The following is a 16,862-nucleotide window of genomic DNA, read 5'->3' as shown; positions in this document are numbered from 1 at the left end:
AATTTCTGCAAGGAGTCGATGACAATGAGTTATCATGTATTGTTTATTTGTACAGGAAACACATGCCGGAGTCCGATGGCAGCTGCGCTGATGAAGCACCACTATCCAGAGGTGGAAGTGGCTTCTGCCGGCGTGATGGCTGCAGGCGGAGAACCGGCAGCGGCCGAAGCCATCCATGCAATGGATGAAAGACAGGTGGAGATTGACCACGAATCCCAGCCGCTCACAAAGGAATTAATCGACTGGGCGGACGTTATCTTTGCAATGACCCAGGGGCATAAAGATATCATGCAGAGGATGTTTCCGGGTGCGGAACAGAAAACCGTGCTGCTGAAGGAATACGCGGGCGCCAGGGGAGACAGGGATATTGGAGACCCTATCGGCGGCGGATCGAAAGTGTACCAGGAAACGGCTGAGGAAATGGAAAAGGCTCTGCAGGCGGCGTGGGAACGGTATACAAAAGAAAAATCGCCGGACTGAGCCTGAAGATTTACAGGCTGCCGAATACGTGAGAAACTAAAAACAGTATAATCAAACGGAGGAGAGGTCGAAATGAAAGTAGCGTTGGGTGCCGATCACGGCGGATATGAATTAAAAGAGGAAATTAAATCTGTACTGGATGAAGCAGGAGTGGAATACGAAGATCTGGGCTGTGACTGCAGTGATTCCGTGGATTACCCGGACTACGCTGTTCCGGTGGCTGAAAAAGTCACGGCCGGAGAAGCTGACCGTGGTATTCTTGTCTGCGGCACAGGTATTGGCATGTCGATTGCTGCAAACAAAGTAAACGGTATCCGCTGCGCGCTTGTCCATGATGTATTCAGCGCGAAAATGACCCGGGCGCATAACGACAGCAATGTGCTGGCCATGGGCGCAAGGGTTATCGGCTCCGGCCTGGCCGGCGAAATCGTCAAGGCATGGCTCAGTACGGAACACGAAGGCGGCCGGCATGCAGACCGTATCCAAAAAGTCGCGGCTATTGAACAATAAGGAACGAAGAAAGGACGGGTTGTCATGGTAAACAAAACAGAATGGCAGCAGCCTTTACGGGAATTGTTGACTTCATTAAAAGACCAGGCACCGCTTCGTTGCGGCCAGGTGCTCGTGATTGGGACGAGTACGAGTGAAGTGCTCGGTGAGCATATTGGCAAGGCCGGCTCCGAGGAAGTCGCTGAAGCACTGTTTGATGTCTTTCAGGAATTTCGCGAAGAAACCGGTGTGCGCCTTGCATTTCAGGGATGTGAGCATATTAACCGCGCCTTGACCGTAGAGAGGGAAACGGCAGATGCTTATGGCCTCGAAGCAGTGAGTGTAGTGCCTCACCCACGGGCAGGCGGTTCAATGAGTTCATATGCATATAAACACATGAGTGAGCCGGTCGTTATCGAATCAGTAAAAGCAGATGCAGGCATCGATATCGGATCCACCCTGATCGGTATGCATTTGAAACCGGTCGCGGTTCCGGTGCGCGGCCCAAAGAAGCAGATCGGTTCTGCTTACGTGACGATGGCAAAAACACGGCCGAAGCTGATCGGCGGCGAGCGTGCACGCTACGAATAGCCCTTCGGTGTACGGAGATGAGCCAGAAAAAGAATCGCATGCCGCGGTTCTTTTTTCTTCACGTCCAGGCGAAGAAAAAAGAAAGAAATCCGAAAAAATTTCGAAAGGTACGGAAATTCGTAAAAAATACGTGTTACAATGAAAAACATGGTGACAAGAGGAGAAAAATAACGAACGAAATATTTTCATTAAAGTCAATCGTTCGTTGTTGTACCGAAGGGAAGGGAGATTTACAGATGGAAACAAAGGTAAATGCAGAAAGTGTACAAACGCAGGATCCGGCCATATTTGAGGCAATGCAGAAGGAACTGGGACGTCAACGCGATAAGATTGAGCTAATCGCTTCGGAAAACTTTACGAGTCGTGCAGTAATGGAAGCGCAAGGTTCCGTTCTTACTAATAAATATGCGGAAGGCTATCCAAACCGCCGCTATTACGGCGGTTGTGAGCACGTGGATACGGTTGAACAGCTCGCGATTGACCGGGCTAAGGAATTATTCGCCGCAGAATATGCAAACGTGCAGCCCCACTCCGGCGCCCAGGCAAACATGGCTGTTTACTATACGGTCTTAAATCACGGTGACACCGTGCTTGGCATGAATCTCTCCCACGGGGGCCACTTAACACACGGCAGTCCCGTTAACTTCAGCGGTGTGCAGTACAATTTCGTGGAATACGGTGTGACCAAAGAAGATCAGGTAATTGATTATGATGAAGTGCTTCGTGTAGCTAAAGAAACACAGCCAAAATTAATCGTTGCCGGCGCAAGTGCTTATCCACGTGAAATCGATTTTAAAAAATTCCGCGAAATCGCCGATGAAGTAGATGCATACTTAATGGTTGATATGGCGCATATTGCCGGACTTGTAGCAGCTGGCGTTCATCAGAATCCGGTCCCTCATTCGCATTTTGTTACGACCACAACCCATAAAACGCTGCGTGGACCGCGCGGAGGGCTGGTGCTGTGTAAGGAAGAATTTGGCAAAAAGATTGATAAAGCAGTATTTCCGGGCCTGCAGGGCGGACCGCTCATGCACGTAATCGCTGCGAAAGCCGTGGCCTTCGGAGAAGCGCTGCAGCAGGATTTCGTAGCGTATTCCGAAAATGTTGTGAAAAACGCCCGCAGCCTAAGCGACTCCTTGCAGAATGAAGGCATTACTGTTGTTTCAGGCGGTACGGACAACCATCTCGTGCTGATGGATACCCGCAGCCTGGAACTGACAGGGAAAATAGCGGAAAAGGCTTTGGATGAAGTTGGCCTTACGGCGAATAAAAACGCCATCCCGTATGACCCGGAAAAGCCATTTGTCACAAGCGGTATCCGTCTTGGCTCTGCAGCTGTTACATCCCGCGGCTTTGGCGAAGAAGAAATGAAAGAAATCGGCTCCATTATCGCCTATACGTTGAAAAACCATGAAGACGCGGAAGCGTTAAAAGAAGCGGCCGGACGTGTAAAAACTTTAACGGGCCGGTTTCCAATTTACGAATATCTGTAATATCCCCAGCTTGCGGTAACAAACGAGCATGCTGAAACAGCTGTTCTCCTATTTAAAGGAGGCAGCTGTTTTTTGGCTTTCAGGAGAGACCTGTATTTTTCGGGGGTGAACACAAGTGTGTTAGGGTATATATAGATTGGGAAAAGGAGGAGTTCAAATGGTTTTTGCAATAAATGAGAAGGCACCAATGTTCACGCTTGCTGACGTTCATGGCGAAGAATTTAAACTCGAAGAAAAAATAGGTAAAGGCTGGCAGCTGCTCGTTTTTTTCCGGGGGTCATGGTGCCCAGTATGTAAAGAAGAGCTTCAAGCCTGGGAAGAGCACCGCAGCTTTTTTGAAAAAAATAACGTAAACATCACCGCTATTTCTACCGATAACCCCGAAGACTTGCGGACCATGGCAGAAGAATACGGGCTCACCTTTCCAGTGCTCGTCGATGAAGCCCTGAAAGTACTCGATGATTACGGCGTCTTTTACCACAGCTCGGAAGCTCCTTATGAAGACCACGGAGCGCACGGGGAACCGGCATACTTTCTGCTCGATGAAGAAGGCAGATTTTTATACCAGCACCGCCAGACAAATCCATTCGGCCGTCCGGGCCCGAAAGAGCTTCGCAAAACCGTAAAGTATATTGAAGACAATTTAAAATAAACGTTCGCAGCAGTGCATGCCGGCGCTGCTGTTATTTATAACCGGGCCTTGGAATTGCGGCATATTTCTGTCATTTCATATTACCTTGAATCCACCACGCTTTTTAGGTAGAATTTTTAAAGAATATGTTCGATAGGGACATGGGTTAATAAGCACCGGCTGGCGCCGGGGAAAAAGGAGCCGACTATACTTATGGGAAATGTACATGTATTGGATCATCCGCTCATTCAACATAAACTTACATTCATCCGGGACGTCTCAACAGGAACGAAGGAATTCCGGGAGCTTGTCGACGAAGTGTCTACCCTAATGGCATTTGAAATCACAAGAAATCTACAGCTGCAGGAAGTAACCGTGGAAACACCGGTAGGGCCGGCAAAATCCTATACGCTTGCAGGCAAAAAACTGGGAGTAGTGCCGATACTGCGTGCAGGGCTTGGCATGACCGACGGTATTATCAAACTGATCCCGGCCGCGAAAGTAGGGCACGTCGGGCTGTACCGGGATCCGGAAACACTGCAGCCGGTCGAGTATTACGTAAAGCTGCCAAGTGATGTCGAGGAGCGGGAATTTATTGTGATTGATCCGATGCTTGCAACAGGCGGTTCTGCTATTGAAGCGTTGACCAGCCTGAAAAAACGCGGAGCCCAGAACCTTAAGCTCATGTGTTTAATTGCTGCGCCTGAAGGAGTGGAGCTCGTACAGGAAGCGCATCCGGATGTGGACATTTACCTGGCTTCAATGGATGAGAAACTAAACGAAAAGGGCTATATTGTCCCGGGACTCGGAGATGCCGGCGACCGTTTATTCGGCACAAAATAAAAGGTGACAAGGGCTTTGTCCGCATGCACGGAGAAGCCCTTTGGTTTGTAAAGGATGTATACATCCCAAACAGTCAGGCAGGGAGATGACGTATATGCATATGAGAAATAACGAATATGCATATGCTTCATTTAGTCTTTTCTTGACGTAAGGATATGAAAATGTCACTTAATAGACACAAAATAAAAAATGCCTGAAACGTGCGCCAATACAGGGTTTTGTTAATTTTCGTCCATTGACATCAAGGGGCGGCTATTGTACGATGATGAAGAACGTATGATAAGGTTTACATATGGGAGAAATTTGGAATTCCTTCATGAACGGCATGATTCACGCATTTGTTTCTTTTTTTTTGCCTAAAACATGTAGGAGGCAGCTATTGTTACGAAAAGTTGTGTAAAAATTTTCTCAATGGATTTCGTAGTGTATTAACGGACTAATCAGTCTGTTTCGGAGGAAAAGGTGGACCGCGCATGAATGATACAAGCTTGTATCTCCGCTCATTATTTATAGGATTGGCTGGAATGCTTGTATTGTACATAGCTCCGGCGCTGATTCCAGCGTTCCGGCAGGAAGCAGTGAGCTTATTTGCAGGAGCATGCGGAGGAGCCTTTAACATCTGGCACGCCCACCGGGAAACAAAACGAATCCAGAAGGCGGTACTCGCGGAAAAAAAGATTTTTCCGTTTGGCATGGCCACGAGGCTCGCAGTAGGAGTAGTCATTGCCATGCTCTATGTCCGGTTTCCGGAACAATTCCGTCTGCTTTACCTGGTGATTGGATTGTTCAGTCCTTATCTGCTGCTTTACGCTTTATCCGTTCACTTCAGCAAAGAAAAATAATTTTTAGCTGCAGCGCACAATTGACTAACATAGTAAAGGGGTGACTGAGACTTGAATATAGAGCACGAATCGCCGTATGTTTATGATTTGTTTGGTATACCCGGCTTCCACATTAATCTTTCCAATGTCATGATGCTGACTATTGCAGCAGTTATTGTGTTCATCATTGGACTGATAAGTGCGCGGACTCTTTCGATGAGACCAACCGGCATGCAGAACGTGTTTGAAATGGTGATTGAATTCGTCCGCAATATGATTGGAAGCACCATGGACTGGAAAACCGGAGAGCGCTTCTTCGGCCTGGGAATTACGATCTTCCTGTTCATTCTGGTAGCGAATCTGCTCGGGATTCCGTTCATGCTGATTAATGATGAAACCCACGTGCTTTGGTGGAAATCACCGACGGCTGATCCGGTGGTGACGATGACGCTGGCTGTAATGGTCATTGTGCTTTCGCACTTCTATGGTATTAAGCTTCGCGGGGCAAAAGAGTACGGAAAGAACTACTTCCGTCCAAAGAAATTTCTCTTTCCGATCAACATTCTTGAAGAGTTCACCAACACACTGACACTCGGGGCACGGCTTTTCGGCAACCTTTATGCCAAGGAGATACTTCTGACGCTTCTGGCGACAGTGGGTACGACTTTTCCAATCGGTACCGCTCTTGGCATTATTCCAATGGTTGCCTGGCAGGGATACAGCCTGTTCATCGGTTTTATCCAGGCGTTTATCTTCCTGGTACTGACCATGGTCTACATTTCGCACAAAGTGGAAACGGATCATTAATTACAGCAGCATCTGCAGAAACAACGAAATAACAATATAGTTTTAAACTAATTTAAGGAGGATTTGCACATGGGTCTTTTAGCAGCTGCAATCGCAGCAGGTTTAGCAGCAATTGGTGCAGGTATTGGCAACGCAATCGTAATCAAAGGGGCGATCGACGGTACTTCCCGTCAGCCGGAGCTTGGCGGCAGATTGCAGACACTTATGTTCATTGGTATCGGTCTTGTTGAGGCAGTTCCGATCATCGCAGTCGTTGTTGGTTTTATCACGCTTTTCCAATAAACATACAGTTTTGGAAAGGGAAGCAAAATGGCGGAGTGGGGGAACTGGCTTCGCCATTCCTTTTGTATATCTAAGAAAGGAGTGAAATCTTTTGCCATCTACATTTGCGTTCGGAGATGTGCTTTTCTCACTTTTTACGTTTTTCATTTTACTGCTGTTGCTTCGCCGGTTCGCCTGGGGTCCAATTGTTAAACAGATGAAAAAACGTGAAAATCACATTTCCAATGAAATAGAGACAGCGGAAAATCACCGTCAGGAAGCGGAAAAATATTTAGAAGAGCAGCGGGTGGAAATGGAGAAAGCGCGCGAAGAAGCGCAATCTATCATTGAAACGTCCCGCAAGACAGCTCAGGAACAGTCCAAGGAAATTATCCGGGAGTCCCACGAAGAAGCCAACCGTATGAAAGACAACGCCCTCGCTGATATTACGAGAGAGCGGGAGCAGGCAGTTGAAGCACTTCGTGCCCAGGTCGGCCAGCTTTCTGTGCTGATTGCTACGAAAATTATTGAAAAAGAATTAGATGAAGAAGAACAGGAAAAACTGATTCAGGAATACGTACAGGAAAGCGGCGGTCGCTTATGAGTAATCCAACCCTCGCGAAACGCTATGCCCGTGCGCTTTTAAAAAGTGCGGAAGAGCACGGGACTCTTGAAGAAACGAAGCAGGAATGGGAAGCTATGCTCGAAGTGTTCCACGCGCATCCGGAGATGTACCAGATTTTTAGATATCCGTCGATCAGCCGTGAAAGAAAGCAGTCTTTCATTGCGAGTACATTCGGCTCCTGGAGCGAACGCAGCCGTTCAATGATGAGTGTGCTGCTTGACCGCAAACGGCTTCATCTGATTGATGAAGTGGCAAAGGAAACAATTGCGCTTATCAATGAACGACTTGGCGTGGCCAATGCAGTTGTTTATACGGTGAAACCATTATCGGATGAAGAAAAACAGGCAGTTTCCCGCAAGTTTGCCCAGCAGGTCGGCAAGCACGAGCTTTATATTGAAAACAGAGTGGACTCTTCTCTCATTGGCGGTATGAAGGTACACATTGGACATACGATTTTTGACGGAAGCATTCAAGGTCAGCTAGACCGCTTGCAGCGTAATATAACGCAAACGAATTTATCATGAATGGGGTGAATCCTGGTGAGTATCAAACCCGATGAAATTAGTTCTTTAATTAAACAGCAGATTGAACAGTTTGAAGCGGAGACAGAGTCCAAAGAAGTCGGCATCGTCATTCAGGTAGGGGACGGTATCGCCCGTGCCTACGGCCTGGACAACGCGATGGCTGGTGAGCTTCTGGAATTCGAAAACGGCGTCATGGGCATGGCTCAAAATCTTGAAGAAGGAAACGTCGGTATTATCATTCTCGGCGCTTACGAAGAAATCCGTGAAGGTGACCAGGTTAAACGGACCGGCCGCATCATGGAAGTGCCGGTCGGCGAAGAGCTGCTCGGACGTGTAGTTAACGCTCTCGGCCAGCCTGTGGATGGACTTGGCTCCACAAACACAACCAAATCCCGCCCAATTGAAAGCGGTGCGCCGGGCATTATGGACCGGCAGTCGGTATCTGAGCCGCTCCAGACCGGTATTAAAGCCGTGGATACGATGATTCCTATTGGGCGCGGCCAGCGTGAGCTTATTATCGGCGACCGCCAGACCGGTAAAACGGCAGTGGCGATCGATACAATTTTGAATCAGAAAGATGAGGACGTTATCTGCATTTATGTAGCCATTGGCCAGAAAGACTCGACCGTGGCAGAGGTTGTGGATACATTCCGCCAGAAAGGCGCGCTTGATTACACGATTGTCGTAAACGCAGGGGCTTCCGAGCCGGCACCAATGCTTTATCTGGCGCCGTATGCCGGAGCTTCCATGGGCGAAGAGTTTATGTACAACGGCAAGCATGTGCTTATTGTATATGATGACTTAACCAAACAGGCAAACGCCTATCGTGAACTTTCTCTCCTTCTTCGCCGCCCGCCGGGCCGTGAAGCCTTCCCAGGGGACGTCTTTTACCTTCACTCCCGCCTGCTCGAACGGGCAGCGAAATTGAGTGACGACAAAGGCGCTGGTTCACTGACAGCTCTTCCAATCATTGAAACCCAGGCAGGGGACGTAGGTGCCTATATTCCAACAAACGTGATTTCCATCACCGACGGCCAGATCTTCCTCCAGGCGAACCTTTTCAACTCCGGCGTCCGTCCGGCCATCAACCCGGGTATTTCCGTATCCCGTGTCGGCGGCTCGGCCCAGACAAAGGCAATGAAAAAAGTATCCGGTACGCTCCGTCTCGACCTGGCCTCGTTCCGTGAACTTGAAGCCTTCTCCCAGTTCGGGTCCGATCTGGACAAATCCACGCAGGATAAACTGGCCCGCGGGGGGAGAACCGTGGAAGTGCTCAAACAGGGGCTGCACCAGCCGCTTCGTATGGAGCTTCAGGTAGCGATTGTGTTTGCCCTGACAAGAGGATTTCTGGACGACATTCCGACAGAAGACATCCGCCGTTACGAAAAGGAACTGCTTGCGTACCTTGAATCAAGCCATTCGGAGTTGCTCGCAGGAATTCGTGACACTGGAAAACTCCCGGACGAAGAAGAGTTCAAACAGGCGATTCAATCGTTTGAGAAGTCATTTAACCCTTCAAAATAAAGCTTGCCGTACGTAAAAAGGTTCAAAAGGTGGTGAACAGATGGCTTCCTTAAAAGAAATTAAAGGCCGTATCCAGTCGACGAAAAAAACGAAGCAGATTACAAGTGCCATGGAAATGGTGTCTGCGTCAAAGTTGAATAAGGCCCAGCAAAATGCTCAGCGATACGAGCCGTACACGAAAAAAATCAAAGACGTTGTCTCCGGCATCGCTGCCGGAAGCAGCGGTATATCTCACCCGATGCTTGAAGAACGGCCTGTAAAGAAGACCGGCTATATTGCCATATTTACAGACCAGGGGCTTGCAGGGGCCTACAACTCGAACATTCTCCGGGACTTAATGCAAACGCTGCGGGAGCGCCACCAGTCAAAGGACGAATACAGCGTCATTGTAATCGGCCGGACCGGGCGGGACCTGTTAAAGCGTTATGGCATTCCGATGTTCGATGAAATCACGGGTCTGCCGGACCAGCCGTCCTTTAACGATATTAAAAACGTCACGCGTCTTGCGGTGGACTTGTACGCAAACGAAGATGTGGACGAATTATATATCTGGTACAACCACTTTATTAACCCGATTCAGCAAAAGGTAACAGAAAAGAAACTGCTGCCGCTGACGGAGGAAGTAAGTGAAGAGAACAGCAAAGGCACGGCGCAGTATGAATACGAGCCTTCGCCTGAGGCAATTTTAAAACAGCTTCTCCCGCAGTATGCAGAAAGCTTAATCTACGGGGCTCTGCTTGATGCCAAAGCAAGTGAGTTCGGGGCCCGGATGACAGCGATGAGTGCAGCAACCGATAACGCAAACAATATGGTCGATGATTTAACCCTTTCCTACAACCGCGCCCGCCAGGCAGCTGTTACGCAGGAAATCACAGAAATCGTCGGCGGTGCAGCTGCGCTTGAATAGAAGAATCATTTCGTCCGGCCCTGCCGGACAGTAAGGAGGGAACGATTACAATGAGTGAAGAAAACGGTCGAATTACCCAGATTACGGGACCGGTTATTGATGTTCAGTTCCCAAGCGGCCAGCTTCCGGAACTAAACAACGCGCTCCGCGTATCACAGCCGGCAACTGAAAATAAAGAAGCCATAGACGTCACCCTGGAAGTTGCCCAGCATTTGGGCGACAATTCTGTGCGTACGATCGCGATGTCTTCGACAGACGGCCTCATTCGCGGAACGGAAGTAACAAACACAGGAGGATCTATTTCGGTACCGGTCGGAAACGATACGCTCAGCCGCGTATTTAACGTTCTCGGGGAGCCGATTGACATGAAAGAGCAGGTGGCAGACAGCATTGAACGTAAGCCGATCCACCGCAAACCTCCGAAGTTTGACGAGCTCGCTGTGGAAACACAGGTGCTTGAAACAGGCATCAAAGTCGTAGATCTGCTCGCCCCTTACGTAAAAGGTGGAAAAATCGGCCTATTTGGCGGTGCAGGCGTAGGGAAAACAGTACTTATTCAGGAGCTCATTAACAACATTGCCCAGGAACACGGTGGGATTTCCGTGTTCGCAGGCGTAGGGGAGCGTACCCGTGAAGGGAACGACCTGTACTTTGAGATGAGCGATTCCGGAGTTATTAACAAAGCAGCCATGGTGTTCGGCCAGATGAACGAGCCGCCGGGTGCCCGGATGCGCGTAGCCCTGACCGGCCTGACCATGGCAGAGCATTTCCGTGATGAAGAAGGGGCCGACGTGCTTCTCTTTATCGATAACATTTACCGTTTCACGCAGGCAGGCTCTGAAGTGTCCGCCCTTCTCGGCCGGATGCCTTCCGCCGTTGGGTATCAGCCGACACTTGCAACAGAAATGGGTCAGTTGCAGGAACGTATTACTTCCACGAAAAAAGGATCGGTTACGTCGATTCAGGCAGTATACGTGCCGGCCGATGACTACACCGACCCGGCACCGGCAACCACGTTTGCCCACCTGGATGCAACAACGAACCTTGAGCGCCGGTTAACGGAAATGGGGATTTATCCAGCAGTGGATCCGCTCGCTTCCACGTCCCGCGCTCTTGCACCAGAGGTTGTTGGGGAAGAGCATTACGATGTCGCCCAGCAGGTAAAACAAACGATTCAGAAATACAATGAACTTCAGGATATTATCGCGATCCTCGGGATGGAAGAGCTTTCCGAAGAAGACAAGCTCACGGTAAACCGTGCCCGCCGTATTCAGTTCTTCCTTTCGCAGAATTTCCACGTGGCAGAACAATTTACCGGCCAGAAAGGCACGTACGTGCCCGTGAAGGAAACGGTCCGTGGGTTCAGGGAAATTCTTGACGGGCAGCATGATGACATTCCGGAAGATGCCTTCCGCCTTGTCGGCCCAATTGAAGATGTAGTGGAAAAAGCAAAAACTATGTCCTAAGGACGACACGGAGGAGGGAGAACACAGATGGCAACGATGCATCTCAGCGTAGTGACTCCGGACGGGTCCGTCTTTGATGGAGAAGTAGAGATGGTCAGTGTTCGTGCGGAAAGTGGCGAAATGGGAATTCTTCCAGGCCACGTTCCGACCGTGGCTCCTCTTAAAATTGATGCAGTCCGCATTAAGCATGAAAACAAAGAGAAATTATTGGCGGTGAGTGAAGGATTCATAGAGGTCCGCTCCGATGCTGTCAATATTTTGGCGGAAGCTGCAGAAACTCCAGGAGAGATCGATCCGGAACGGGCCCGCATTGCCAAAGAGCGTGCGGAAGAACGGCTGGCCCGGATAAATGAAGAGGAAATTGATGTCATGCGGGCACGTCTTGCCTTAAAACGGGCCGACACCCGTCTAAAGGTTTCAGAAGGCGCGTAAAGGCACACGTAAAGAACCGTTTTCCAAAAGGGAAAACGGTTCTTTTTTACATACTCAGCCGACTCCGGGGGAAGGCGGTAGGGAAGGACAGAAAGCTCTGCCTTTTCTAAAGAAGATAGAACTATAGATGTTTGGTTACGAATCCTTTATAATGAAATATGCTTATAGTTATATAAATCATTAAAAAAGAGTAAAAGAATCCTTAATCCCAATTATCTTCGCACATAGTAGCAGAACCTTTGACTCTTGTTTTCCCTGGTACATTTAATTATTCTGAAACGTAGCTTAAAATTTGCAAAGACATTGTACGGCAACAAAGAAAGGCATGAAAGAAAGGCATGATGGCATGAATCCGGACGGTCAGGAAGCACTAATACATATTCTGCTTCATCTCTCTTTTTTTATCTTGACCTGGTGGTGTCTGCAGGCGTTTCGGTTTGACGTTTTTATCCGAAGGCCGGAAAGCCTGAAGGGAAGACTTTTGATTATATTGTTCGCTATTGCAATCAGCTACTCTGTAAGCAGCTTCTTTATTGACTATTTTGATTTTTCTTTGTATCTTCGTTACCTGTTTTTCACACTTTTGGCATAAAAGATTATGAAAATGCGGGAGCGGGTAAAGAATTCTGTATGAAACTCATCGATGGTGCCGGATCTGACAAGGAAAAAAAGGTCTCTTTACCGCTGTAACATTTCAAGACGGGAAGCGACTAATGAAAAGGCTAGACAAAAGGACGAAAACAGTACAGCTTTGCAGGTAAAGCACGCAGCACAAAAAGATAATATGCATAAGTATAGCGGAGGGAATTAAATTGGATAAAATTATTGTACAGGGAGGCAGACGCCTAAAGGGGTCCGTCAAAGCAGAAGGAGCAAAAAATGCGGTTCTGCCTGTTATTGCAGCTACTCTTTTGGCAGAAGAAGGGCAAAGCACGCTTTATGATGTGCCGCCGCTTGCAGATGTAGACACGATTTCTAATGTTCTTCGCCACGTCGGAACAGAAGTCACTTATGAAGATCACCGCTGGATTGCTGACGCTACCGGGGATCTTTCCACAGAAGCCCCGTTTGAATATGTCAGTAAAATGCGGGCATCGTTTCTTGTCATGGGGCCGCTTCTGGCAAGAAAAGGTATTGCCCACATTGCACTTCCGGGGGGATGTGCAATTGGTTCCCGGCCGATTGACCAGCATTTGAAAGGCTTTGAAGCCATGGGCGCGCACGTTGAAATCGGCAATGGCTATATCGAAGCAAAAGTAGAAGAGCGTCTGCAGGGGGCTCGTATCTATCTGGATTTTCCAAGCGTTGGTGCCACCGAAAATATTATGATGGCCGCGGCGCTTGCAGAAGGCACCACAACGCTTGAAAACGTAGCAGAGGAACCGGAAATTGTAGACCTTGCCAACTTTATTAACGCCATGGGAGGCAAAGTGCGCGGCGCCGGCACCGGCACGATTCGTATTGAAGGCGTGGACAAACTAACTGGAGCGGAACACACTATCATTCCGGACCGGATTGAAGCTGGTACCTTCATGATTGCTGCAGCAATCACTGGAGGCGAAGTATTTGTGGAAGGCGCGATGCATGAGCATTTACGTCCTCTTGTAGCGAAGATGCGGGAAATGGGCGTCAAGATTGAAGAAAGCGACGGAGGTATGCTTGTCACCGGCCCGGACATTTTAAAGCCGGTAGATATTAAAACAATGCCGCATCCCGGTTTTCCAACGGATATGCAGGCACAGTTCATGGCGCTCCTTACCCAGGCAAAGGGGACGGGCCTCATCACAGAAACAGTTTTTGAGAACCGCTTTATGCACGTAGAAGAATTCCAGCGCATGAATGCAAGCATCAAAATTGAAGGACGTACGGCGGTTATCAGCGGGCCGAAAAAGCTGCAGGGCGCCGAAGTATCGGCCACGGACCTCCGCGCAGGAGCAGCATTAATTGTTGCCGGTCTCGTAGCCGAAGGAGAAACGACAGTAACAGAGCTCCGTCACCTTGACCGTGGATATGTGGATTTTCATAAAAAGCTGCAGAGTCTCGGCGCGAACGTAAAGCGCGTGAATGCAGACGAAGCTGCAGATACTTCCTTAAAAACAGCTGAGCGCTCCTAAACTTTACTAACGCAAGCCATCACTACACAGTGGTGGCTTTTTTAATACTTTAAAACTAGGTATATAACAATTGTTAAAATAGGATATACATCACTAAATGCCGAATTCCGCTCCTTGAAGCGTGCTCGTGTGGTAAAATAGAACTAATTATCAATAAACAATTCATACGGAAAAGCATGCCCGCTGAGTTGATACTGGGACTACATGCACGGAAACGGGGAATAGGATTATGCTGAGAGGTTTTTATAATGCTGCTTCTGGTATGGCAGCCCAGCAGAGAAAGACAGATATGCTGAATAATAATATTGCCAATGCCAATACCCCGGGATATAAATCCGATCAAAGCGCGATCCGGACGTTCCCGGAACAGCTGCTTCATGCGGAGAATGCAGGGAGGGGGCCGCGCACAATCGGTGCACTCGGTACAGGCGTTTACATGCAGGACCAGGCTCCGTCATTTACTCCGGGAGAGCTGCAGGAAACGAACGCGCCAGCCGACGCCGCTCTGCTTCAGGCAGAGGTGCCGGATGAAAACGGGGCGGTGCTGTTTATGGTCCAGGGAGAAGAAGGAACGGCCTACACCCGGAACGGCAACTGGACAGTGGATGCAGAAGGGTTTTTAACGACGGCAGATGGGCAGTACATACTGAATAACGAAGGCGCCCCTGTGGAAACTGGAAATGAAAGCTTTCAAATCACCGGAAACGGCACCGTGCTACTTGAAAATGGCGGGGAAGCCGGGCAGCTGGGTGTGGCGTACGCTCCCGATACTAATGATTTAGTTAAAACTGAAGCAGGCATGTTCGAAGCAGAGGAAGAGCTCGGTGCTGCGGCGGATAATGAAAACATCCGCTACCAGATCAAGCAGGGCTTTCTCGAACAATCCAATACCGATTCCACTCAGGCGATGACGGAGCTGATGGAAGCATACCGGATGTTTGAATCCAACCAGAAGGTCATGCAGACGTATGACCGCAGCATGGAAAAGGCGGTAAATGAAGTGGGGCGGCTCGGCTAATCTATTAAAAACGTAAAATAGAATTCAGGAGGAAAACAGCATGTATTCGGGATTACGCATACCATTTCAATCCATGGGGGCCGTTCAGCAGCAGATGGATACCATCAGTAACAATCTGTCCAATGCAGAAACGGCAGGGTTTAAATCAAGACAGGCGACCTTCAGCGAAATGATGTATCAGCAGGAAGACAACATGCCAATGCCGGAAAATGGAACGGGTCGGCTTACTCCGCCCGGGATCCGGACAGGCGGGGGGGCAGCAATCGGACAGACCGCGCTTCGCATGGAGCAGGGGGCGCTGAAAGAGAGCGAACGGGAGCTCGATTTTGCTCTTGAAGATAAGGATACTTTTTTTCAAATAGAGGCAGAAGATGGGACGACTGAATATACCAGAGACGGGCAGCTGTATCTTTCAGAAAATCCGGCAGCGCCCGGCAGCTATACGCTCGTTGATCAAAATGGCGGCTTTGTATTAAACGAAGCTGGAGGAAGATTCGATATTCCTGCAGGGACTTCGGAGTTTTCGATGCAGGAAAACGGGGAGCTGACAGGAGTAACGGCAGCCGGAGAGACTGTGAATATTGGTTCATTTGGCATCGTGCAGGTGGAGCGTCCGCAGGCGCTGACGTCTGTCGGGGGCAATCGGTACCGTTTTGAGGATTTAGATGGACTCGGGGCAGCGGAAAATGATATGGTTATAGAAGCTGACCCGTCCAGCGTAAAGCAGGGAATGGTCGAGCAGTCTAATGTGGATTTATCGAACGAATTAGTAAATATGATGAATGCCCAAAGACAATACTCGTTTAATTCCCGTGCGCTGACGCAGGGGGACCAGATGCTTGGATTGATTAACAGCATTCGATAAGTCTTTGTGGTTAAGGGAGCATAGATAGTACATATGAGCAATCAGAATAACCGTACAAGGACTTCGAAGCCGAATAGAAAAGAACAGCTGAAAAGAGGCACACAGAAGGTGCGTGCACGTCTTCAGCAGCTGCTCTGGTGGCATTGGCTGATTATTATTGTAATTCTGGCCTTTATTTGTGCGATTATAGGCCTGATGATCGGCTATGCGGTCGGAGGTGGCAATCCTTTTCAGGCCCTGAACCCATCGACCTGGTGGGAAATTTATCAGTTGATTCGAGGAAACTAGCTTAAAAGCGAGGGAAAGAAGATGCTTTCGATTGAACAAATTAAAGAAATTATCCCCCACCGCTACCCATTTCTGCTCGTCGATAAAATTATTGAGGTAGAACCCGGAGAGCGGGCCGTAGGCATTAAAAATGTCAGCGCCAATGAAGAATTTTTCAATGGGCATTTCCCTGACTATCCGGTAATGCCAGGGGTGCTTATTATTGAAGCGATCGCCCAGGCCGGCGGCGTCGCGCTGATGCAGCAGGAGGACATGAAGGGAAAGCTCGCCTTATTTGCAGGCATTGATGAATGCCGCTTTAAAGGCCAGGTGAAGCCGGGAGACCAGCTCCGCCTCGAAATGGAAGTTACCAAACAGAGACGCTCTATCGTCAAAGGAAAAGGGACGGCTTCCGTGGACGGCAAGGTCGTCGCAGAAGCAGACCTGATGTTTGCGATTCAATAGAAAGGACTGCAGCTCAATCTGGCTGCAGTCCTTTTTTAGGTGCTTTTATTAAAATAATTTACTTTTACCTTTTAATAAAACCAAAATGAATTCTAAAGTGCTAAGATTTCTGTCTTTAAGTTAATTAGAGCTTACTTGAATCTTCTAAAATTTTAATTATATTGTGTTATAATAAATGAAGTAACTTCTAAGGTTAGTATTTATATAGACGGTGTTTAATATATTTTTCATACTAT

21 protein-coding genes are annotated in these 16,862 nt (G+C 48.7%); all 21 read left to right on the top strand.

The genetic code is table 11. From position 1 onward, the window contains the following. The first annotated feature begins 24 nt into the window (after nucleotides 1-24). On the top strand, nucleotides 25-480 hold the full coding sequence (locus CHL76_RS01790; RefSeq protein WP_094907696.1) for a low molecular weight protein arginine phosphatase: 456 nt from the start codon (nucleotides 25-27) through the stop codon (nucleotides 478-480). Between the two features lie 72 nt (nucleotides 481-552). Continuing rightward, nucleotides 553-990 (top strand): ribose 5-phosphate isomerase B, encoded by a 438-nt coding sequence (gene rpiB / locus CHL76_RS01785; protein WP_079474691.1) that lies wholly within the window; start codon nucleotides 553-555, stop codon nucleotides 988-990. 24 nt (nucleotides 991-1,014) lie between these two features. Beyond that, complete coding sequence (locus CHL76_RS01780; RefSeq protein ID WP_094907695.1) at nucleotides 1,015-1,560, top strand: TIGR01440 family protein; 546 nt, start codon at nucleotides 1,015-1,017, stop codon at nucleotides 1,558-1,560. Between the two features lie 236 nt (nucleotides 1,561-1,796). Next, on the top strand, nucleotides 1,797-3,056 hold the full coding sequence (gene glyA, locus CHL76_RS01775) for a serine hydroxymethyltransferase (protein WP_079474693.1): 1,260 nt from the start codon (nucleotides 1,797-1,799) through the stop codon (nucleotides 3,054-3,056). 157 nt (nucleotides 3,057-3,213) lie between these two features. Then, nucleotides 3,214-3,708, top strand: a complete 495-nt coding sequence (locus tag CHL76_RS01770) for a peroxiredoxin family protein (protein WP_079474694.1) — start codon at nucleotides 3,214-3,216, stop codon at nucleotides 3,706-3,708. A gap of 192 nt (nucleotides 3,709-3,900) precedes the next feature. Next, nucleotides 3,901-4,530, top strand: a complete 630-nt coding sequence (gene upp / locus CHL76_RS01765) for a uracil phosphoribosyltransferase (protein ID WP_079474695.1) — start codon at nucleotides 3,901-3,903, stop codon at nucleotides 4,528-4,530. Between the two features lie 473 nt (nucleotides 4,531-5,003). Then, nucleotides 5,004-5,372, top strand: a complete 369-nt coding sequence (locus tag CHL76_RS01760; protein WP_079474696.1) for an ATP synthase subunit I — start codon at nucleotides 5,004-5,006, stop codon at nucleotides 5,370-5,372. A gap of 57 nt (nucleotides 5,373-5,429) precedes the next feature. Continuing rightward, nucleotides 5,430-6,158, top strand: a complete 729-nt coding sequence (gene atpB, locus CHL76_RS01755; protein ID WP_079475056.1) for a F0F1 ATP synthase subunit A — start codon at nucleotides 5,430-5,432, stop codon at nucleotides 6,156-6,158. 69 nt (nucleotides 6,159-6,227) lie between these two features. Further along, nucleotides 6,228-6,440: a F0F1 ATP synthase subunit C gene (gene atpE / locus CHL76_RS01750; RefSeq protein ID WP_022794575.1), complete on the top strand. Its 213-nt coding sequence runs from the start codon at nucleotides 6,228-6,230 to the stop codon at nucleotides 6,438-6,440. A 91-nt stretch (nucleotides 6,441-6,531) separates the two neighbouring features. Then, the gene (gene atpF, locus CHL76_RS01745; protein WP_094907694.1) at nucleotides 6,532-7,023 is read left to right on the top strand and encodes a F0F1 ATP synthase subunit B; all 492 of its coding nucleotides are present in this window, start codon (nucleotides 6,532-6,534) and stop codon (nucleotides 7,021-7,023) included. Then, entirely contained in the window at nucleotides 7,020-7,568 is a 549-nt protein-coding gene (locus CHL76_RS01740) for a F0F1 ATP synthase subunit delta (RefSeq protein WP_094907693.1), read from the top strand. Before atpF ends, CHL76_RS01740 begins: the two co-directional genes overlap by 4 nt. Before the next feature lie 15 nt (nucleotides 7,569-7,583). Next, nucleotides 7,584-9,092, top strand: a complete 1,509-nt coding sequence (atpA, locus tag CHL76_RS01735; RefSeq protein WP_079474699.1) for a F0F1 ATP synthase subunit alpha — start codon at nucleotides 7,584-7,586, stop codon at nucleotides 9,090-9,092. A 40-nt stretch (nucleotides 9,093-9,132) separates the two neighbouring features. Further along, nucleotides 9,133-9,999, top strand: a complete 867-nt coding sequence (atpG, locus tag CHL76_RS01730) for an ATP synthase F1 subunit gamma (protein ID WP_079474700.1) — start codon at nucleotides 9,133-9,135, stop codon at nucleotides 9,997-9,999. Between the two features lie 50 nt (nucleotides 10,000-10,049). Next, the gene (atpD, locus tag CHL76_RS01725) at nucleotides 10,050-11,465 is read left to right on the top strand and encodes a F0F1 ATP synthase subunit beta (RefSeq protein WP_094907692.1); all 1,416 of its coding nucleotides are present in this window, start codon (nucleotides 10,050-10,052) and stop codon (nucleotides 11,463-11,465) included. A gap of 27 nt (nucleotides 11,466-11,492) precedes the next feature. Beyond that, nucleotides 11,493-11,897 carry a F0F1 ATP synthase subunit epsilon gene (locus CHL76_RS01720; RefSeq protein WP_079474702.1) on the top strand — a complete coding sequence of 135 codons (405 nt, stop codon included), beginning with the start codon at nucleotides 11,493-11,495 and terminating at the stop codon, nucleotides 11,895-11,897. A gap of 325 nt (nucleotides 11,898-12,222) precedes the next feature. Continuing rightward, entirely contained in the window at nucleotides 12,223-12,489 is a 267-nt protein-coding gene (locus CHL76_RS01715; RefSeq protein WP_233133188.1) for a DUF1146 family protein, read from the top strand. A 220-nt stretch (nucleotides 12,490-12,709) separates the two neighbouring features. Next, on the top strand, nucleotides 12,710-14,011 hold the full coding sequence (murA, locus tag CHL76_RS01710) for a UDP-N-acetylglucosamine 1-carboxyvinyltransferase (RefSeq protein WP_079474703.1): 1,302 nt from the start codon (nucleotides 12,710-12,712) through the stop codon (nucleotides 14,009-14,011). Between the two features lie 229 nt (nucleotides 14,012-14,240). Continuing rightward, complete coding sequence (locus CHL76_RS01705) at nucleotides 14,241-15,029, top strand: flagellar hook-basal body protein (protein WP_094907691.1); 789 nt, start codon at nucleotides 14,241-14,243, stop codon at nucleotides 15,027-15,029. 40 nt (nucleotides 15,030-15,069) lie between these two features. Next, nucleotides 15,070-15,894 (top strand): flagellar hook-basal body protein, encoded by an 825-nt coding sequence (locus CHL76_RS01700; protein ID WP_094907690.1) that lies wholly within the window; start codon nucleotides 15,070-15,072, stop codon nucleotides 15,892-15,894. Nucleotides 15,895-15,927: 33 nt separating this feature from the next. Next, the gene (locus CHL76_RS01695; protein WP_079474706.1) at nucleotides 15,928-16,182 is read left to right on the top strand and encodes a DNA-directed RNA polymerase subunit beta; all 255 of its coding nucleotides are present in this window, start codon (nucleotides 15,928-15,930) and stop codon (nucleotides 16,180-16,182) included. A 21-nt stretch (nucleotides 16,183-16,203) separates the two neighbouring features. Beyond that, on the top strand, nucleotides 16,204-16,626 hold the full coding sequence (gene fabZ, locus CHL76_RS01690) for a 3-hydroxyacyl-ACP dehydratase FabZ (RefSeq protein ID WP_027847263.1): 423 nt from the start codon (nucleotides 16,204-16,206) through the stop codon (nucleotides 16,624-16,626). The last annotated feature ends 236 nt before the right edge of the window (nucleotides 16,627-16,862 follow it).

The organism is Marinococcus halophilus (assembly GCF_002265875.1).
GTDB classification, from domain to species: Bacteria; Bacillota; Bacilli; order Bacillales; family Marinococcaceae; genus Marinococcus; species Marinococcus halophilus.
Note: the sequence above shows the minus strand (reverse complement) of the source record. Positions and strands in the feature narration are given on the sequence as shown.

Bases quoted from the DNA above. Each gene is read 5' to 3' on its own strand.
- CHL76_RS01790 (WP_094907696.1), top strand. From the start codon at position 25: ATGAGTTATCATGTATTGTTTATTTGTACAGGAAACACATGCCGGAGT.
- rpiB (WP_079474691.1), top strand. From the start codon at position 553: ATGAAAGTAGCGTTGGGTGCCGATCACGGCGGATATGAATTAAAAGAG.
- CHL76_RS01780 (WP_094907695.1), top strand. From the start codon at position 1,015: ATGGTAAACAAAACAGAATGGCAGCAGCCTTTACGGGAATTGTTGACT.
- glyA (WP_079474693.1), top strand. From the start codon at position 1,797: ATGGAAACAAAGGTAAATGCAGAAAGTGTACAAACGCAGGATCCGGCC.
- CHL76_RS01770 (WP_079474694.1), top strand. From the start codon at position 3,214: ATGGTTTTTGCAATAAATGAGAAGGCACCAATGTTCACGCTTGCTGAC.
- upp (WP_079474695.1), top strand. From the start codon at position 3,901: ATGGGAAATGTACATGTATTGGATCATCCGCTCATTCAACATAAACTT.
- CHL76_RS01760 (WP_079474696.1), top strand. From the start codon at position 5,004: ATGAATGATACAAGCTTGTATCTCCGCTCATTATTTATAGGATTGGCT.
- atpE (WP_022794575.1), top strand. From the start codon at position 6,228: ATGGGTCTTTTAGCAGCTGCAATCGCAGCAGGTTTAGCAGCAATTGGT.
- CHL76_RS01740 (WP_094907693.1), top strand. From the start codon at position 7,020: ATGAGTAATCCAACCCTCGCGAAACGCTATGCCCGTGCGCTTTTAAAA.
- atpG (WP_079474700.1), top strand. From the start codon at position 9,133: ATGGCTTCCTTAAAAGAAATTAAAGGCCGTATCCAGTCGACGAAAAAA.
- atpD (WP_094907692.1), top strand. From the start codon at position 10,050: ATGAGTGAAGAAAACGGTCGAATTACCCAGATTACGGGACCGGTTATT.
- CHL76_RS01720 (WP_079474702.1), top strand. From the start codon at position 11,493: ATGGCAACGATGCATCTCAGCGTAGTGACTCCGGACGGGTCCGTCTTT.
- CHL76_RS01715 (WP_233133188.1), top strand. From the start codon at position 12,223: ATGAAAGAAAGGCATGATGGCATGAATCCGGACGGTCAGGAAGCACTA.
- CHL76_RS01705 (WP_094907691.1), top strand. From the start codon at position 14,241: ATGCTGAGAGGTTTTTATAATGCTGCTTCTGGTATGGCAGCCCAGCAG.
- CHL76_RS01700 (WP_094907690.1), top strand. From the start codon at position 15,070: ATGTATTCGGGATTACGCATACCATTTCAATCCATGGGGGCCGTTCAG.
- CHL76_RS01695 (WP_079474706.1), top strand. From the start codon at position 15,928: ATGAGCAATCAGAATAACCGTACAAGGACTTCGAAGCCGAATAGAAAA.
- fabZ (WP_027847263.1), top strand. From the start codon at position 16,204: ATGCTTTCGATTGAACAAATTAAAGAAATTATCCCCCACCGCTACCCA.